The sequence below is a fragment of the Motiliproteus sp. MSK22-1 genome (assembly GCF_001968815.1).
Taxonomy (GTDB): domain Bacteria; phylum Pseudomonadota; class Gammaproteobacteria; order Pseudomonadales; family Balneatricaceae; genus Motiliproteus.
In genome coordinates, this window is the sequence record NZ_MIEQ01000060.1 from 1 (window position 1) to 17,492 (window position 17,492).

Consider the following 17,492-nt stretch of genomic DNA (forward strand, 5'->3'; position numbering starts at 1 on the left):
TGGGACTGGCCACTTTGCTTCCACGTATCAAGATGCTGTTTCCAGGTCTCTCGAAGGGCTTTCAGTTCATTGGCAGTCATGATGATCTCCTTAATTCAGAGATCATGACCTTAGCTGGCGAGCAGCCCTGGTAACAGGTGGGGTTTATTTACCGCTTACTTTACTTCAACCGTATTACCCCCGAAATAAGAGCTTTGAAGGCTAATACCTTTGGGCATGAGCTTGTCGTTTTGCACGAGCACGACATACGAAAGAGAAACGGGCCGTTCAAAGCGCTGAATAAGGAAGCAAGAGCCCTATTTATGGCTGAGCTTGCAGGGGTAATGGAGCAGTCTGAGATGACTATTATTGCTGTGGTTATTGATAAGCCGAAGCATAAGGCGAGATATGCAGATCCCTATCATCCTTACCACCTAGCCTTACAGTTTGGCTTGGAACGTCTCGGTGATTTTTTGAAAATTCAGGACCAAGAGGAAAAAGTGACTCACATAATATGTGAGGCAAGGGGAGCGAAGGAAGACAATGAGCTGGAATTGGAGTTTCGTCGGGTCTGTGACGGCATGAATAAAGGTAGAAGAAAACTACCGTTTGAGATAGTTATTGCTCATAAGCAAACCAACTCGGAAGGGCTGCAATTGGCGGATCTTGTAGCAAGACCTATAGGGTTATCGGTCCTAAGACCTAAGCAGCCAAACAGAGCGTACGAGATTATTGAAAGAAAACTGTTTACAGGACGTAGTAATTGCATTGCTGGTAACGGACTAAAAGTTTTCCCCTAAAAGCAGAAGGGCCACCAAGAATAGTCTTAGCAGCCCCACGCCGGCCGGGTAGTCCCAACCCATTTGCCCTAATGATAAGGTTTAGGATTCATAAGATCAATAATGTTAGGTATCAATTTAAGCGCTATAGGTTCCTTAGGTTTGGTACTAATCAATTACCAGTTGTTAAGTAACCGAAACGCAGCTTAAAGACGGAATTATAGCAGTTATAACTGCATAGAAACTGATTTGGATTTAACAGGTAATCGACAAGGAGAGAAAAAGTGAACCTGATAACCGATGCTTGGCTACCAGTCATTCGCCGGGATGGACAGCGCGAACGGATTGCGCCCTGGCAGATTGCCGAGGCTGAAAACCCGATCATCGAATTGGATGCCCCGCGAGCTGACTTTCAGGGAGCGCTCTATCAATTTTTGATAGGTCTGCTGCAGACTACCTTTGCGCCGGAGGATGTTGAGGTCTGGGCAAAATTTTGGGAGGAGGGGCTTCCTTTAGATGAATTGAAAGTAGCTTTTGCTTCGGTTGGCAACGCCTTTGAACTGGATTCTCCAGATAAACCCGCCTTTTTACAAGATTATGATCTGGCCGAAGGAGAGCCTAAATCAATCTCAGCTCTGTTGATCGAAGCCCCCGGTGGAAAAACTCTCAAGGACAATCTTGATCACTTCATTAAGCGGGGTAGAGTTAAGTGCCTCTGTCCTAGCTGTACGGCTCAGGCCCTATTTACCTTGCAGACAAATGCACCTTCTGGTGGTGTCGGGCACAGGGTAGGTTTGCGTGGTGGTGGACCTTTGACCACTTTGGTGTTGCCATTGGAGGCTGATTCCAGTCTCTGGCAAAAGCTATGGTTGAACATCCTGGATCGGGAAAGCCTGTCAGTCGCTGGTGATGTAGCGTCTCCGGCGGTTTTTCCCTGGCTGGGACCTACCCGGCTATCCGATAAAAAGGGCTCGGAAACCACTCCAGAAGATGTTAGTCCTTTACAGATGTATTGGGGAATGCCACGTCGTATCCGTTTGTTGCAGCGGCGGGAAAATATCCATTGTGACCTCTGCGGTTTCGATGCCGCGTATGGTTTTGACGGCTACCGGAGCAAAAACTACGGTACCAACTACGATGGCCCTTGGTTGCATCCGTTAACTCCTTATCGATTTGACCCTAAAAAGAAAAACTTACCTCTCTCATTAAAAGGCCAGCAGGGCGGGTTGGGTTATCGGCATTGGTTGGGACTCACCCTACAAGATCGGGATAATGGAGATACCAGTGCCAAAGTTACCGAGCATTTTCGCCATGAAAAGAGTGAAGAAATAGAGGAACTGTGTTCCACCCGTCTGTGGTGTTTTGGCTATGATATGGACAATATGAAGGCCCGCTGCTGGTATGAACAGACATTCCCACTTCTTCGACTGGACAAACAGCAACAAAGCCAGTTGATGGAATCTGTTGGAGATATGTTGCGGTGCGCTCGCTTGGCTGTCTACCTTTTGAAAGCACACGTGAAGGAAGCTTGGTTCAATAGCCCAGGGGATGTCAAGGGTGATATGTCCCATGTTGAATCGCCGTTTTGGCAAGACAGTGAAGCCGATTTTTATCGTTTACTCTATGAGCTGGCAGAGCAGCCAGCTGGTGCCCCCTTTCCCTCTACTGTTTTTCAGCAATGGCCTCGTCTGCTATTCAAGCAACTAATGCTAGCATTTGATCGCTGGACGCTGGAGGCCCCGCCCGAAGACTTGGATATGAAACGTATCGTTCTGGCACGTGAGAAACTGAAAAAGCTGTTCTGGGGTAACAGAGTCATTAAATTGATGAAAAAACGGGCACTGCCCGCAGAGGAGGTGAGCCCATGATATTAAGGCTGAAAGAAAAGGATCTGTCTGTACTGGTCGACTGGTGGCAGTCTTTGGATGGTGACCGGAGGAGCAGAGCACGGTTACGCAGGGCGACAAGCCTCGATGATATTTTGTTGCAGGAGGCTTTTTTTCGATTTCTCAGCTATCGGATGGAGGTTAATGGTAAACAGATCGGACTGGGTGCAGAGTGGAGTCAGGCTGACAACCTGCATGCAGCGGCATTGATTTGTGGTCTGTTGGCACGGGTTAAGGGGCGCTCAACCGACACCATCAAATCTGAACAGCTGAATAACAACAAAGATGGTTTGGAGAAAAAAGAGAAACAGGCTACTTTTGCGGCCCAGTTGGCGATGCCCGGCAAAGGAGAACGTCCGTTGATGAACGAGCTGCGCTTTCAGCGGCTGCAAAAGAGCCACGATCTGGAGGAGTTCTTTTTACAGATGTGCCGAGCCATCGATCTGCTGAGTGGTATCGTTCACCTGGAATCGTTAATAGAAGATACATTGCACTGGCACCAAGAACATTATTATGGTGCGGATAAAAATCCACGGCGCCGGTTGGCGGTGCGTTGGGCGACTGATTATTTTTCGACCTTAAACCATTTCAAACTTGCGTGAGGGATTACCTGTGAGTCAATTTATCCAACTGCACCTGCTGACCTCCTACCCGCCAGCAAATCTCAATCGAGATGACCAGGGCCGACCCAAGACGGCTAAGATGGGGGGGGCTGATCGGTTGCGGGTCTCTTCCCAGAGCCTGAAACGGACCTGGCGGACTTCTGATTTATTTCAGTCAGCAGTTGCCGGTCATATCGGTGAAAGAACTAAGCTGTTTGGTGTAGAGGTTTTTAAGTATCTTATTGCTAAAGACCAATCCTTTAAGGATGCCTTAGCTTGGTCTACACAAATCGCGGCACAGTTTGGTAAGCCCGAAACGTTTTCTGATCTGAAGAAAAAAAGCGACGCAGATAAAGCTAAAATTCTCAATAAATTGAAGGCTCAGTGGCTGGCTTGGGATGATGAGGGGTTGGGTATTGCTGAGTACTCCCTGGAACAACTTAATAGCTTGTTGGCTGTTCAGATTTCACAACTGGCATTTATTAGCCCCGAAGAGCGTGAAGCTGCATTCTTATTGGCTGACCGCCTGGTCGCCGGTGAGGTTTCTGAGTTAAAAAACGACCTGGAGTTGTTGAGAGACACAACATCGGCTGTCGATGTGGCGCTGTTTGGACGAATGTTGGCCGATAGCCCTTCGAAAAACATCGAAGCCGCCTGTCAGGTAGCGCACGCGATCAGTGTCCATCCTGTGGTGATTGAGGATGATTATTTTACCGCAGTGGATGACCTGAATGATCGCAGCGTAGATGCCGGTGCCGCTCATATCGGTGAAACCGCTTTTGCCGCCGGTCTTTTCTATTCCTATATCTGTATCAATAAATCCCAGTTGATTGATAATCTAGGCGGTGGAGCTGAGGGTAAGAAACTGGCTGATAGAGCCGTTTCCGCGCTAGCTGAAGCTGCCATCAAAGTCGCCCCGCAAGGTAAACAGAACAGCTTTGCCAGTCGTGCTTATGCATCCTATGTGCTGGCGGAGGTTGGTGAGCAACAACCGCGCTCGCTGGCCGCTTCCTTTTTGAAGGCAATAACACAGCGCGACACGGAAGACTTTGCCGTCGCTGCCATTGCTGCCCTGAAGGCACAATATCAGGCGTTTGATCAGGTCTACGGTGACTGCGCTGATCATCGTTATGAGATTAATGTTCCTGAACGCACCGGAACGCTTAAGAATTTGTTAGCTAGTATTAGTGAATAGGGAGGCGCCATGGACTATTTGGTTTTTCGCCTCTATGGCTCAATGGCTAGTTGGGGCGAGGTGGCGGTAGGAGAATCTCGCCATAGTGCCAATCACCCCGGCAAGTCGGCATTGCTGGGACTGCTTGCTGCTGCGTTGGGGATTCGCCGCGATGATGAACGACAGCAGGCAATGCTGTCCCAGAACTACCGATTTGCTGTTAAACAACTCAGTGCTGGCCAATTGATGCGGGATTATCACACCACACAGGTACCGGACTCGGTAGGTAAGTACCGTTATCGGACCCGGCGTGATGAGGTAGTGATGGGGCGTAATCGTTTGGGGACGGTTCTCTCTACTCGCGAGTATCGCAGCGACAGTCTTGCGTTGATAGCGGTACAGGCAGATTCTGATGCTCTAGCTAGTTTACCTGAATTAGTCGAAGCGCTGCGTAAACCTGTTTTTCATCTCTATTTGGGTAGAAAATCCTGTCCCTTGGCGGCGCCGCTGGCTCCCCTGCTGATAACCGGGGTAGCGAATCTCATGGCTGCTTTTGACAGTTATCCAGTACTGCCGGTGATGCCTTCGGGTGAGCCCCTGAAAGGTTGGTCTAGTGCTATGCCTGAAAGGGATAAGCAGTGGCTCTCGTTGCCTGAACTGCAGCAGTATTATTGGGATGGAAAACTCAGTGATCTGGCTGCAGCCGGGCCAGATTTTGATCCCGACAAGGTACAGACCCTGACACGAAATGATCAACCTCGCTCACGTAAACGTTGGCAATTTAGCCCACGATTTGAGCATTTCTATCAGGTGCGGGCAGAACAGACAAAGGAGAGTGTTTGATGTATCTATCGCGTGTACGGCTGCACCCGTCAATGGACTCCACCCAGTTGGCGAGTCTGTTGCGAGATCGCAAAGGTTATGGGTTGCATAGATTATTCTGGGGACTTTTTGATAGCAAAAAACGTAACTTTCTGTTTCGTGAAGAGTTGGCTGCTGAACAGTTAACATGTCAGGGAAAACGCAGGGCAGATCCGCTCTATTATTTGCTGTCGGCTCAAGAGCCACAGCAGGATAGCCCGCTGTTACAGGTCGAGTCTAAGCGCTATGAACCAAAATTAAGTACAGGAGATCGCCTATCGTTTAAATTGCGCGTCAATGCCGTAGTCAGTCGCAACGGTAAACGCCACGACATCGTGATGGATACACAGCGAAGTTGGCTGCAGCAAGAGCTTGCCGCTCTAAATCTTTCCGGTGAAGGTGATAAGGGTTCCTGTAAACGACGCTTGCTTGAGCATGCCGATGATACTCGCCTCATAGCGTGGAAATCCCAGATTGAAAAAGGTCCATTCGGTCATCGACTGGAGTATAGGCTAAAACGCTCTGAGCTGCTGGAGTGGGCGATGAAAACGGCAGTGGAGGTAGCTATTTTTCGTTGGTGGTTACGTCAGGGAGAACGGCATGGTTTCGGCCTGCCAGAGAACGAGACATCATTGCAGGCTATGGCATACCAAAAGCATCATTTACCGGAAAAGAATCGAAATGCTGGGTTTAATTCACTGGATCTTTCAGGTGAGGTAATTGTACGGGATGTAGACAAATTCAAGGAGTTGCTATTTGATGGTACAGGTCCTGCCAAGGCCTTTGGCTGCGGTTTGATGATGATTCGTCGGGTTTAATCAGGCAGGAAAATTAAATGGTTGATTACCCTTAGGTTCTGCTGTCAGGGACGCTGAGTGTAATGAGAAAAATTCGGACTATGCGGATTGGGATGAATCAGCAACTGAATTTGTCGACGATGAGGAGCCGATAGTTCGTTGGAACCCAAAGTAGGCCGTAATGATCCATGCCCTTGCGGTAGTGGCAAAAAATATAAAAAGTGCTGTTTGAACTGAAATTTTAACGCAACCGGAGACAAGGAATGTCAACAACTCTGACGCCAAAAGCCCCTTTAAAGCCTATCCCAATCAAAGACCGTACCTCGCTGATATTTCTTCGTTATGGTCAGATCGATGTGATCGATGGGGCTTTTGTACTGTTGGACAAAAACGGTGTCCGTACTCACATCCCCGTTGGGTCAGTGGCCTGTATTATGTTGGAACCCGGTACACGTGTTTCTCATGCGGCGGCTAAACTGGCGGCCACGGTAGGAACTTTGCTGGTCTGGGTTGGAGAAGCTGGTGTCCGCTTGTACGCTTCCGGTCAACCTGGAGGAGCCCGCTCCGATAAGTTGCTTTATCAAGCGCAGTTGGCATTGGATGAGCAGCTGCGCTTAAAGGTCGTTCGAAAAATGTTTGAACTACGTTTTGGTGAAGCTGCGCCAGAACGTCGTTCTGTCGATCAGCTCCGAGGGATTGAAGGAGCGAGAGTTCGTAAAACCTATGAGCTGCTGGCGAAGCAATATGGTGTCAAATGGAGAGGGCGGCGTTATGACCCCAAAGACTGGGCTAAGGGTGATAAAACCAACCAATGCATTAGTGCTGCCACTTCCTGTCTGTACGGTATTTCAGAAGCTGCTATTTTGGCAGCGGGCTATGCGCCAGCGATAGGTTTTTTACACAGTGGGAAACCTCTCTCTTTTGTCTACGATATTGCCGATATCCTAAAGTTTGAAACCGTGGTCCCCATTGCTTTTCGAATTGCCGCCAAGAACCCTCAAAAACCCGATCAGGAAGTACGCATTGCCTGTAGAGATCTGTTTCGTAAGGATAAGGTGCTCAAACGCTTGATTCCGCTCATTGAAGAAGTACTGGCCGCGGGTGATATTGAACCACCCTTACCTCCAGAGGATGCTCAGCCACCTGCTATACCAGAGCCAGAATCGGTCGGTGATCAAGGCCATAGGAGTGGATAAATGAGCATGATTACCGTAGTCACTGAAAATGTTCCACCACGATTAAGAGGGCGCCTGGCTATCTGGCTATTAGAGGTTCGCGCCGGAGTCTATATTGGGGATGTATCCCGACGGATTCGAGAAATGATATGGGAGCAGATTACTGAATTGGCCGAAGAAGGTAATGTAGTCATGGCCTGGGCAACCAATACGGAATCAGGGTTTGATTTCCAGACTTATGGTGAAAACCGACGAATCCCAGTTGAGTATGAAGGCCTGAGACTGGTCTCTTTTTTGCCGCAAAAAGACTAATATCCGCTCTTTAAAAAAGTAGAAAATAGTTGGTAGATTTTGTGAAGGTGTTTTTTGTCTTTAAAAACAACTGTATAGTTTTAGAGTGTTCCCCACAGGCGTGGGGATGAACCGATGAGCAAACCCTTGCCCCCAGAGCTTTTCGAGTGTTCCCCACAGGCGTGGGGATGAACCGCAAACAAAGCCAAACCGCCCTCAAGGTTGTAAGTGTTCCCCACAGGCGTGGGGATGAACCGATCTGGAATTGATCGGGTTGGGGCATGATGAGGTGTTCCCCACAGGCGTGGGGATGAACCGTCGCAGCAGAGCTTGATATAACTCTACACGAGGTGTTCCCCACAGGCGTGGGGATGAACCGCCGTTATTATGGAAACCACGAATCTGGAGTTTGTGTTCCCCACAGGCGTGGGGATGAACCGATTAGTGGCAACTCGCCGTCCTGACAGTACATGTGTTCCCCACAGGCGTGTGGATGAACCGTTTTTCATGACTAGCTAGCCGCTCTTTGTTGTGTGTTCCCCACAGGCGTGGGGATGAACCGTAAGAAATTTCGAATCGCCACCGAGGGCGGTAGTGTTCCCCACAGGCGTGGGGATGAACCGAGAGACTATCCCAGCGTGTAGCAGCAATAGCCGTGTTCCCCACAGGCGTGGGGATGAACCGCAGGGCTAATCATGATGACTCATAACTCTGCTAGTGTTCCCCACAGGCGTGGGGAACTCTCGAAACCGGAATAAGTATAGATTTATATACCAAGTGTTTTAAAAAATATTAATCCCGAAGATATTTTGGAACATATCGTCTCCAGTCCCACTGCCCCCTAGCTGGCCCTCTGTTCTTTCTGTTATATAAATTTAGTCAGAAATATTATCAAATAGTGCCAAGTATTATCCGGCCCACTCGTCGTACATTATGCCATTAGCGATTAATTCAATAACGTTCTCCTGATTTTCTGCGCTCTCGCTAAATCCAGCCAATGCACCTTCACGGGTAAACGCCCCTGAGCCGAGGGAGTCTAGCCACCATAAATACCCCCCATCATCAGGGCCGCGATCAAGTACATTATTATAGAGAGCCGTCAGGAATTGCTCATCAGAAGGGTTTTCACCATACATATCTTGGAATTCAATACTGTTGATGAAGCCTGCCGCAACTTGCTCTAGAGTATGGCCATTGTCCATAACATCAATCCAATAACCTAACCCCCCTGAGTCAGGAGTTCGATCAAAGGCCGCCTTGTATATTCTATAGGCTTGACCTGCGTTTCCTTCAGTATCGAGGGCTAGGCTCTTATCAATAAAACGTAACCTTTCTACACTAACTATTTCAGCATAGCCTGCTTGCCCGCTGTTATCAGTCACGGAACCATTACTTCCGGTGGTTGTTATTGAATAATTAGCTAAGGATTTGGTATAAACCAGTGTGTCTATGCCCTCACCACCATCTATAACATCATGGCCTCCATAAGCCCCATAGTAATCAATCGAGATCAGGTCATTCCCGTTTCCACCATAAACTCTGTCGTCTCCAGAGGTATCAATGATAATGTCATCTCCTGAGTTCCCGTAGATAATATCATTTCCTTGAAAACCACTGAGGGTGTCATTCTCGTTGGAGCCGTTAATAGTATCTTCACCGGAAAAAATTACCTTGTCATATAACCCTTCTAAATCGTTATTGTTTATATATCTCTCTACTGATAGCGCCTGATACGGGCCGCCTGATGTCTTGTAGAATAACTCCCCGTATTCGTAAAACGAAGTCGCGTTTACTACTCCCCCGCTTAGCCCGTAAGAGTCATACGTAAACTGCCCTTGATAAACCTGCTCATATCGTCCATCGCTAATACGGATGGTGTTCGAGCTGGCTTCAATAACATCACCATAAAATACATTTGAATAAATCATGTCTACGGCGTGATATGCCGTTCCTATAGTAGCCATACATCCTTCTCCTTGGCTTATTTGGGTTATCGATCTTACTCCAACATCTTTTTAATTAAAACGATCGTGTATTTTTTTAGAGAATAATAACCATAAAGTAAGAAAAGTCATTTTACTTGTATGGCAGGATCTTTATATTAGAGAATTTGTGAATAATTTATTTATTAACAGGACTTTTGCAGTTATTAGTTGTTGCTGATAAATTCAGCAGTGGATTTTAGCGTTTTAGGATTTGATTGCTGGCAGGGCCAAGCGATAGTGCTACTCCCTTACTCCGCAATATTCAAACTCCTTCGGAATAGTTAGATAAATCATCTTAATAAGGATTGTTATCACCTGTGAAGAGTAGCCAATAAATGATTCAGACATCGTTGTGATTCGAGATGGGGTCGGGGATGGTAAGCAATGATGAGCTAATTAATCACATTCATGCCCATATGTTTGAGCGGGAAGTCGACCAGTCAGGCGCCCGCGAATTGCTTGACACTCTGGTAACCTCTGCGCCTCCCCGGAATCGGGAGGCTGAGGCTGTCAAAGCTAAACAGCGGTCAGTCCAGCGGTTTGGGTCAGCAGCGCCTGAGTAGAGGTCCCGATCGGTTTTGCACCTTTCAGTCCGATTAGTTGTGGGTGTTCTAAGATAACTGCACCAGGTTGTGTTCTATTGCATACTTGGCCAAACCTGCCGCGGTATGTATATCCAGCTTACCCTTGATGTTCTGTCGGTGGGTTTCCACTGTCCTGACGCTGATTTTCAATTCGTTGGCGATGCCTTTATTACTGTTCCCTTCTGCCAGTAGCTTAAGAACGGTTTCTTCTCGTTTGGTCAGGTTCTGGGTCTGAGGCTGCGCCGCTTCTGAATTGTTGAACAGGGTTTGAGAGGCGCTTTGACTGAAATAGGTGTTGCCTTGATAAACGGTTTCGATGGCTTTAATCAGTTCATCGGAGGATACATCTTTGAGTATATAGCCGCTGGCGCCGGATTGCATCAGCTGTAGAATGTACTCTTTATTGTCATGCATGGTGAGTATCAGAACCTTGATAGCGGGAAAGTCAGTTTGAAAACGTCGGGTTGCTTCCATCCCGTTCATTACAGGCATGCTGACGTCCATTAACACCACATTTGGCGATGAGTGCTTGGCGTGCTCCAGCGCTTCCAACCCATTATGTGCCTGGCCGATAACCTCGATACCGGGGACACCTTCTATACGCGCTTGAATACCGTCCAGTACCAGTGGGTGGTCATCAACCAGCAGTACTTTAATTGTGTGTTTCGGGGGCTGTTTCGGTGATTGCTGTTCTTGTTGTATTGACATCACTGCTTCCGCATTCAGGGCCGTCCACTGGCGGATTAACCATTAAGATTCATTTCCGCTTTTAGTAAGGTACCGTTCCCTGGCTCTGAGGCTGTGCTAAAGATACCACCTAATAGCTCCACTCGCTCGCGCATCGTGATTAAGCCAGCTCCCTGAGTTAACTCTCCTTCCTCAGGAGTGAATCCACAGCCATTGTCACTGATTTCCAACCGGATCATATCATCAACCTGAGTTATCACCAGTCGGATAACAGAGGCATCGGCATGCTGTTCGATATTTTTGAGAGACTCCTGCACAACACGGTAAAGTGTTATTTCAATTTGCTCCGGTAGCCGGTTGTTATCGATCTCAATCGTTCGTTGAACCCGGATATCCGTGCGTTGGGAAAACTGTTCCAGCAGGCTGTTAAGGGCGGCAGGCAGGCCCAGGTCATCAAGTACACTGGGGCGCAGATCATGGGAAATTCTACGGACTTCCTGAATAGCGTCATTCAGTACCAACTGGCCCTGCTGGAGGTCTTCAAACACTGCTGAATCGCCCTCGTCGATCCGTCGAATTGCCTGTTCAATGCGCAGTTGTACTGACACCATCAACTGGTTAATACCCTCATGCAACTCCCGTGAGAATCGACGCCGTTCTGCAATTTGGAATTGGATATAGCGTTGGGCCAGATCCCGCAGTTTGGCATCGGCCATCAGGTGACCGTGGAGGTTGAAGGCAACACCGATCAACACGATGATCACTACGGTGACCGAAGTGATAACCAGAACGGTAATAAAAGTCTCGCGAATATCCTTGTCCACCTCAGCTCTTATTTTTGCCACCTCATGGGCAATATCGTCTACATAGAGCCCGGTTCCCAGCATCCATTTCCAGTTCGGTAACTGGACTACATAGCTGAGCTTGTCGGCTTCCCCATCCAGCGAGGGTTTCCTCCAGCGGTAGCGGTGATATCCGCCACCGGCTCGGGCACTGGCCAGCAGTTTACGCATCAGGTACTCGCCGTTTTCATCGCGAATATCGATTAGGCTTCGGCCGACGATGTCTGGCTGTTGCGGATGAACCAAACCAACACCGTTATCGTCATAGACAAAAAAGTAACCGTCTTCACCAAAGGTCAGATTGTGGAGGATTGATTTTACCTGGGCCTGCGCATCTGTCGGGTCCAGCTTGGGAAGGTCGTGAACATGAGAAATGGAGGTGAGTGCCAGGTCAACATAGTGTTTCAACTCCGTTTTTTTGGAAGCCAGCAGGTTGCTCTCAAAAATCTGAATTTCCTGTTCACCTAGTTCTCGCGCCTGGTGGAGTACGATGACTGTAATCATCGCGGTGACCAGCAATAGAGGAAGTATCGCCAGCATCAGTATTTTTATTTTAAGGGACATTGGCTTGTCTGGTTGTGGTTATCGTTTTTGCGTTTGTAAATTCTGTATCCGTAACGCTGAATAAGATAATAAGAGCCAGATCCACTGATTTTTGTCTAGAACTATCCCCTGAGGTCTACGTACTTTCACGCTTTCTCTACGTACTAATTCGGAGTTTTGTCAGTGTTGTTGATTATACATCGATTAACGTATCCTAAGATGGCTATAGCGATATCAGATGCCTACAGCGGTATTCGATACTTGTAGCGCTCTACGGTGCTTATAGCGACAAAGGAAACACCTTAGCGACAAAGGTGACATTGCCGGTTCAGTCGACCTTAAAAGATCGATATTATGTATTGGGTTTGTTAGTCCGCTTATTTATTATCACGGTTGTTGTCATGAGTGAGTCCAAAGAAAAACGGCACTTCAATACGCTGATGCGTGATGCCAACAGTGCTTTTTTGCCTGCTCATGAAGGACGAGAGACGCCGGTAAAAGTCGGATTTGTCTTACTTCAGCACTTCTCGATGATGACCTTTACCGCCGCCGTTGATGCGCTGGTTACCGCCAATCTGGTGCGAACTGCTCCATTGTTCAGTTTTGCGACCTATGGACTGGACTCGAAAACGGTCAAAAGTGATCTGGCGATTGATATTTCTACCAGCGCAGTACTTGATCAGTTGCCCCTTGAAGGCGATGAGGCTGTTGAAGTTCTGATTGTTTGTGGCGGCTATCGTTGTTCACACCTGGAACACTCGCCGTTGAGTGCGCTACTGAAAAGTGCTGCCAAGCGCAATCTGGTTTTGGGCAGCCTGTGGAACGGGGCTATTGCGCTGGCTCAGGCAGGCCTCCTGGATAATCAGGAGTGTGCACTGCATCCGGACAATCATGCCTTTATGCATGAGCAGTTCGATAAAGTCCGGGTATCTGAACGGGTGCTGGTCGTGAGTGACAAGCGGGTCAGCAGTGCCGGGCCAAGCAGCGCTCTAGAAATGATGCTGGTTCTGATTGAACAAATTCGAGGTAAGGATATTGTCCGGGCTATTCGCGAAATTCTCAGCTGTGATCAGGTGGCAGAAAGCAGCGAAGCCAAATTGGTGCAGGCCACTGATGATCCCAGCTTTCCCAACAGCTTACGCAATATTTTACAGTTGATGAGCGCCAATATTGATGAGCCTCTCAGTGTTGATGAGCTTGCCTCCTATGTCGGCGTCTCGCGGCGTCGTATTGAGCGACTGTTCCAGGCTCATCTGGAAACCACACCATCGCGCTATTATCTCGAACTTCGTATTACCCATGCTCGACGGCTGTTATTACAGAGTAATGACTCTGTGGCGAATATTGCCGTGGCGTGCGGATTTCTGAGCACTACACATTTCAGCCGTTGTTTTAAGGATTATTTTGGCGCTTCTCCGAGCCTGGTGCGCCAGCGACATCGCAGTTAGGGTCGGCCTAGCAGGGCCGTGCGGGAGCAACAACGGGACAGCAACAACGGGACAACCAGCAAGGCAAACTCTTTTTCATCAGAGTCAGCCTTGCTTGATTAATAAGGGATTAGTTTTTCCGTGGTTACTTTAATAACACCTTAGCTTTCTACCGTGACATTTGTCGTGGGTACACTACAGCAGGACAGGATGTAGCCTGCTTCGAGGTCTTCATCGGTGATACCGCCATTGTGATCCATGGTCACCTCGCCACTGGTTTTTAGTACTTTACAGGTTCCACAGATACCCATACCGCAGGCTTTGGGGATATGCATGCCGAGTTTGGCAGCCGCTGCGTGTACTGTTTCTCCTGGTGCCACCTGAATGCTTTTTCCGGTATTGGTAAATTGAACTTCGAGCAGGTCTGCACTGGTTAGTGCATCGGCTTCTTCGGAGGCGATTTCCGCATGCTCCAGCGCTTCCTGTTCGATATCGTTAGGAGTGGCACCAAAAGACTCTTCATGGTAACGGCTCATATCAAAACCGTTAGCTTTCAGCAGCGCCTTGACAGCCGACATATAGGGCTCGGGGCCACAGCAAAACACTTCTCGTTCCATAAAGTCAGGAGCGATCATCTCTAATTTAGGCTGATCCAGATAACCCCGGTATCCGGCCCAGGATTGCCCGATTTCCTGACGTTCACAGATCAGGTGTAAGGAGAAATTATTAATCCGTGAACACATATGTTCCAGCTCACGATGGTAGATAATATCTCTTGGGGTACGGGCGCTGTGAACAAAGGTCATATCCACTTCGGCGTTGGTGTCAAAGAACCAGCGAGCCATCGACATAACCGGTGTGATACCAACCCCACCGGACAGCAACAAGACTTTTGTAGCTGGAAAATCGATACAGTTAAACTGCCCCACCGGGCCATGAACCGCAATCTCTTCTCCTTCGCTGAATTTGTCGTGCAGCCAATTGGATACCTCTCCACCGGGTACGCGTTTTACCGTGATGGAAAAGCTGTATGGCACTGAGGGGGAGCTGGATATGGTGTAAGAGCGCATCACCTGTTGTCCGTTTATCTCCAGTTCCAGTGTGACAAATTGCCCTGGCTTAAAGAAAAACATGACCGGCTGTTCAGCCATAAAGCAGAATGTTTTTACATCCTGAGCTTCCTCAATAATCTTTACACACCTCACGGCGTGGCGTCCGTTGGTCCAGGTATTGGTGTTGACGGCATTGAGGTATTGAGAAGTAGAAGATGTTGCTTCTGTTTGGCTGTTCATAAGTAGGAACCCCAGTCGTTATAAGGTTGGTACAACAGTGCAGGGGCCCAAAGCCGTTGCAAAACTGTCTATCTTCAAGCAATCAGAGCGGATCAACCTCTTATAGATGACATTCAGTCCGCAATCGTCAAACGGTTTAGTATCGTTCTGTCAGACTGGGTAATTGCTAAATATCAAAAAAGCCGGGAAGTTGATTTTCTATTGATGCTTCTGGGCGCCATTCTCTGCCGAGTGCTCAAGTGGTGTTTAACTGAAAACGACATCAATTTGTTCATCTGGCCCTCTGCGTGTATTCACCTGTGATGGAAAGGGTCTCTGCGTCGATAAAAACGTCGGTCTGTGTCGCAAATGGACAATTCCACTCCGGCAACTTAGTAGAGGATTGCGTCCTGTCGAGTTGCTGATAAATATCAATTAAATTTTTGGCTCCTCTGAAGATAAACACTGAATAAGATGGTTTGACTGGCGGCACCTGAAAATAAAAAGAGAAGAGCAACGCCAGCAAGCAACAATGAGGATAGGGTCGATGAACGAGCATGATCTGTTGAATATTAAATATAACAGTTACGATCAGGCGCGAAATGAAATGCACCAGTTACTGGACGAACGTGCCGGTAATTTGTCTCTTCCACAACCGTTTTATAATGATCCGCACATGTTTCGGGCAGATATGGAGGAGATTTTTCAACAGGAGTGGATTTTTGTCGGTATGAGCTCTGAAGTTCCGGCCAAGGGTGATTATTTCACTGTTGAAATCGGTCAGAATCCAGTGTTGGTAGTGAGAGATGCCGAAGGTGGTATCAAAGCATTTCACAATGTTTGTCGTCATCGTGGGTCAAAAATCTGTCGGGAGCATCGAGGTAAGGTTGCCAATCTGGTTTGCCCATATCATCAGTGGACCTATGACTTGCAGGGTAACCTGCTGTACGCCGGAACAGAAATGGGTGATGATTTTGACATGAAAGCCCATGGCCTCAAGCCTGCTCATTGCCGCACGGCCGGTGGATTTGTGTTTATCAGTCTGGCTGAAGGGGAGGCGCCGGATTTGGACCCTTTCCTGGAATCACTGGAAGCCTATATGGAGCCCTATGATATGGAGAACACCAAAGTAGCGGTGGAATCCAATATTCTGGAGGATGCAAACTGGAAGCTGGTCATTGAGAACAATCGTGAGTGCTATCACTGTGCTGGCAATCATCCTGAACTGCTGAATACTCTACTGGAGTGGGATGACACCAACGATCCCCGCGCCAGCGAAGAATTCTTGGCCCAGTACAACCGCCAGGCCGAAGCCTGGGATGCCGAAGGTATTCCTCACAAGCATGTGGAGCACGGGCTGCGTAATCGTATCGTTCGGATGCCGTTGAAAGAAGGTGCTCAGGTGATGACACTGGACGGTAGTCAGGGTTGTAAAAAGATGATGGGCCGGATTAAAAACCGGGAGCTGGGTTCCATGCGAATCCTGCACCTGCCCAACTCCTGGAATCATATGCAGGGGGATCATGCGGTGGTATTCCGAGTGCTGCCAATCTCTGCACAAAAGACACTGGTGACCACTAAATGGCTGGTCCATAAAGATGCGGTAGAAGGTGTCGATTATGATCCTGCAAAATTGCGTCAGGTTTGGGATGCCACTAATGAGCAGGATCGACGCCTGGCAGAAGAAAACCAGCAGGGTATCAACTCCATTGGTTATCAACCCGGGCCTTATTCCGAGACTTTTGAGTTTGGTGTAATTAATTTCATCGACTGGTATAGCGAAACTGTGCGCGACAATCTGAAGAAGCGTGCTTTATAAGCGTAGTGACAGTTAGTTTTCATAGAGCCTAAGGGATTGATGGCTCTTTGAGTTATAGACCGGTTCGCGCCGGTCTTTTTTTGATCAGGTCTGCTGTCTGTTTCTGTACTGTTGAGTTGTTTCAACCGGACTGCTTGGTTATGCGGCTTTGATGCCTGGATTCAAAACGGGCGATTTCTGATTCTGTTGGATAGCTGCCGGTAAAGGTTTCTATATAGGCCGGTATTCGTTTCAGGCGTCTGGACAGTGGTTCTTCCACCATCATCGAAATGTATCCGATCTGCGTATAGTAGACCGTATGGGCGCGGGTATCAGCCTGTTCTTCAGAAAAATCAAAGCGGGTAAACATGGCTCGAATGGCGTTGATTCTTTCCTGATCCGTATGTTCCAGCGTTTTTTTCAGGTCAGGAGCCTGTTGTGCCCAGTTGCGGATTGCAAAATCCATTCGGGCGTCGAAAAGATCCGGGTTTATCCAGCAATCGAAAAGATTCAGCACTGCCTCTGAGATCGATTCGGCATAGCGTTCCGTCTGGCTGATCAGATTACCGGTGTTCTTTTTTTCCCATCGTTGAATGAGGGCGTTCAGCAACGCTTCCCGGTGTTCGAAGTGCCAGTAAAAACTGGTGCGCGACATATTCAGCGCTTTCGCCAGTGGCATGACTTTTACAGACTCAACACCGGATTCCACCAGCATTTTATAGGCCTCATCAAGCCAGAGATCCTCAGATCCCCGCCAGCCACTTTGTTTCATTGCTACAACCTTTTCTATCAATTTTACAACTATTTACGC

At 48.2% G+C, this 17,492-nt stretch carries 17 protein-coding genes and 1 CRISPR repeat array; of the genes, 12 read left to right on the forward strand and 5 right to left on the reverse strand.

Annotation, left to right across the window (positions count from 1 at the left end):
- The first annotated feature begins 137 nt into the window (after positions 1-137).
- The 9 genes from BGP75_RS17370 to cas2e all read left to right on the forward strand — a co-directional run bounded on the left by BGP75_RS17370 (position 138) and on the right by cas2e (position 7,565).
- Complete coding sequence (locus BGP75_RS17370; protein WP_076720139.1) at positions 138-779, forward strand: DUF3800 domain-containing protein; 642 nt, start codon at positions 138-140, stop codon at positions 777-779.
- Between the two features lie 263 nt (positions 780-1,042).
- Entirely contained in the window at positions 1,043-2,626 is a 1,584-nt protein-coding gene (gene casA / locus BGP75_RS17375; protein ID WP_076720140.1) for a type I-E CRISPR-associated protein Cse1/CasA, read from the forward strand.
- Complete coding sequence (casB, locus tag BGP75_RS17380; RefSeq protein WP_083704893.1) at positions 2,623-3,246, forward strand: type I-E CRISPR-associated protein Cse2/CasB; 624 nt, start codon at positions 2,623-2,625, stop codon at positions 3,244-3,246. The genes casA and casB overlap by 4 nt, the downstream gene beginning before the upstream one ends.
- Before the next feature lie 10 nt (positions 3,247-3,256).
- On the forward strand, positions 3,257-4,441 hold the full coding sequence (gene cas7e / locus BGP75_RS17385) for a type I-E CRISPR-associated protein Cas7/Cse4/CasC (RefSeq protein ID WP_076720141.1): 1,185 nt from the start codon (positions 3,257-3,259) through the stop codon (positions 4,439-4,441).
- Positions 4,442-4,450: 9 nt separating this feature from the next.
- On the forward strand, positions 4,451-5,263 hold the full coding sequence (cas5e, locus tag BGP75_RS17390; RefSeq protein ID WP_076720142.1) for a type I-E CRISPR-associated protein Cas5/CasD: 813 nt from the start codon (positions 4,451-4,453) through the stop codon (positions 5,261-5,263).
- On the forward strand, positions 5,263-6,099 hold the full coding sequence (gene cas6e / locus BGP75_RS17395) for a type I-E CRISPR-associated protein Cas6/Cse3/CasE (protein ID WP_076720143.1): 837 nt from the start codon (positions 5,263-5,265) through the stop codon (positions 6,097-6,099). Before cas5e ends, cas6e begins: the two co-directional genes overlap by 1 nt.
- A 138-nt stretch (positions 6,100-6,237) precedes the next feature.
- Positions 6,238-6,315 carry an SEC-C metal-binding domain-containing protein gene (locus tag BGP75_RS17400; protein WP_143821102.1) on the forward strand — a complete coding sequence of 26 codons (78 nt, stop codon included), beginning with the start codon at positions 6,238-6,240 and terminating at the stop codon, positions 6,313-6,315.
- Positions 6,316-6,341: 26 nt separating this feature from the next.
- Complete coding sequence (gene cas1e / locus BGP75_RS17405) at positions 6,342-7,274, forward strand: type I-E CRISPR-associated endonuclease Cas1e (protein WP_076720144.1); 933 nt, start codon at positions 6,342-6,344, stop codon at positions 7,272-7,274.
- Positions 7,275-7,565 carry a type I-E CRISPR-associated endoribonuclease Cas2e gene (cas2e, locus tag BGP75_RS17410; RefSeq protein ID WP_076720145.1) on the forward strand — a complete coding sequence of 97 codons (291 nt, stop codon included), beginning with the start codon at positions 7,275-7,277 and terminating at the stop codon, positions 7,563-7,565.
- Between the two features lie 85 nt (positions 7,566-7,650).
- Positions 7,651-8,290: a CRISPR direct-repeat array (repeat unit 29 nt; unit sequence GTGTTCCCCACAGGCGTGGGGATGAACCG).
- Between the two features lie 162 nt (positions 8,291-8,452).
- Here the strand turns inward: cas2e and BGP75_RS17415 are convergent.
- A complete protein-coding gene (locus BGP75_RS17415) occupies positions 8,453-9,508 on the reverse strand; it encodes a DUF4214 domain-containing protein (RefSeq protein ID WP_076720146.1) in 1,056 nt (351 codons plus the stop codon).
- A gap of 395 nt (positions 9,509-9,903) precedes the next feature.
- On the opposite strand from BGP75_RS17415, the gene BGP75_RS17420 reads away from it, so the two are divergent.
- Positions 9,904-10,092 (forward strand): hypothetical protein, encoded by a 189-nt coding sequence (locus tag BGP75_RS17420; protein WP_076720147.1) that lies wholly within the window; start codon positions 9,904-9,906, stop codon positions 10,090-10,092.
- A gap of 48 nt (positions 10,093-10,140) precedes the next feature.
- On the opposite strand, the gene BGP75_RS17425 is transcribed toward BGP75_RS17420, so the two are convergent.
- A complete protein-coding gene (locus BGP75_RS17425; RefSeq protein ID WP_076720148.1) occupies positions 10,141-10,821 on the reverse strand; it encodes a response regulator transcription factor in 681 nt (226 codons plus the stop codon).
- A gap of 35 nt (positions 10,822-10,856) precedes the next feature.
- Entirely contained in the window at positions 10,857-12,206 is a 1,350-nt protein-coding gene (locus BGP75_RS17430; RefSeq protein ID WP_076720149.1) for a cache domain-containing protein, read from the reverse strand.
- Positions 12,207-12,586: 380 nt separating this feature from the next.
- Here BGP75_RS17430 and BGP75_RS17435 point away from each other — a divergent pair, with 380 nt between their 5' ends.
- On the forward strand, positions 12,587-13,633 hold the full coding sequence (locus BGP75_RS17435) for a GlxA family transcriptional regulator (protein WP_076720172.1): 1,047 nt from the start codon (positions 12,587-12,589) through the stop codon (positions 13,631-13,633).
- Positions 13,634-13,773: 140 nt separating this feature from the next.
- Here BGP75_RS17435 and BGP75_RS17440 read toward each other — a convergent pair whose 3' ends face one another.
- Complete coding sequence (locus tag BGP75_RS17440) at positions 13,774-14,904, reverse strand: hybrid-cluster NAD(P)-dependent oxidoreductase (RefSeq protein ID WP_076720150.1); 1,131 nt, start codon at positions 14,902-14,904, stop codon at positions 13,774-13,776.
- Positions 14,905-15,430: 526 nt separating this feature from the next.
- Here BGP75_RS17440 and BGP75_RS17445 point away from each other — a divergent pair.
- A complete protein-coding gene (locus BGP75_RS17445; RefSeq protein ID WP_076720151.1) occupies positions 15,431-16,702 on the forward strand; it encodes an aromatic ring-hydroxylating dioxygenase subunit alpha in 1,272 nt (423 codons plus the stop codon).
- 121 nt (positions 16,703-16,823) lie between these two features.
- On the opposite strand, the gene BGP75_RS17450 is transcribed toward BGP75_RS17445, so the two are convergent.
- On the reverse strand, positions 16,824-17,453 hold the full coding sequence (locus BGP75_RS17450) for a TetR/AcrR family transcriptional regulator (RefSeq protein WP_076720152.1): 630 nt from the start codon (positions 17,451-17,453) through the stop codon (positions 16,824-16,826).
- Between the last annotated feature and the right edge of the window lie 39 nt (positions 17,454-17,492).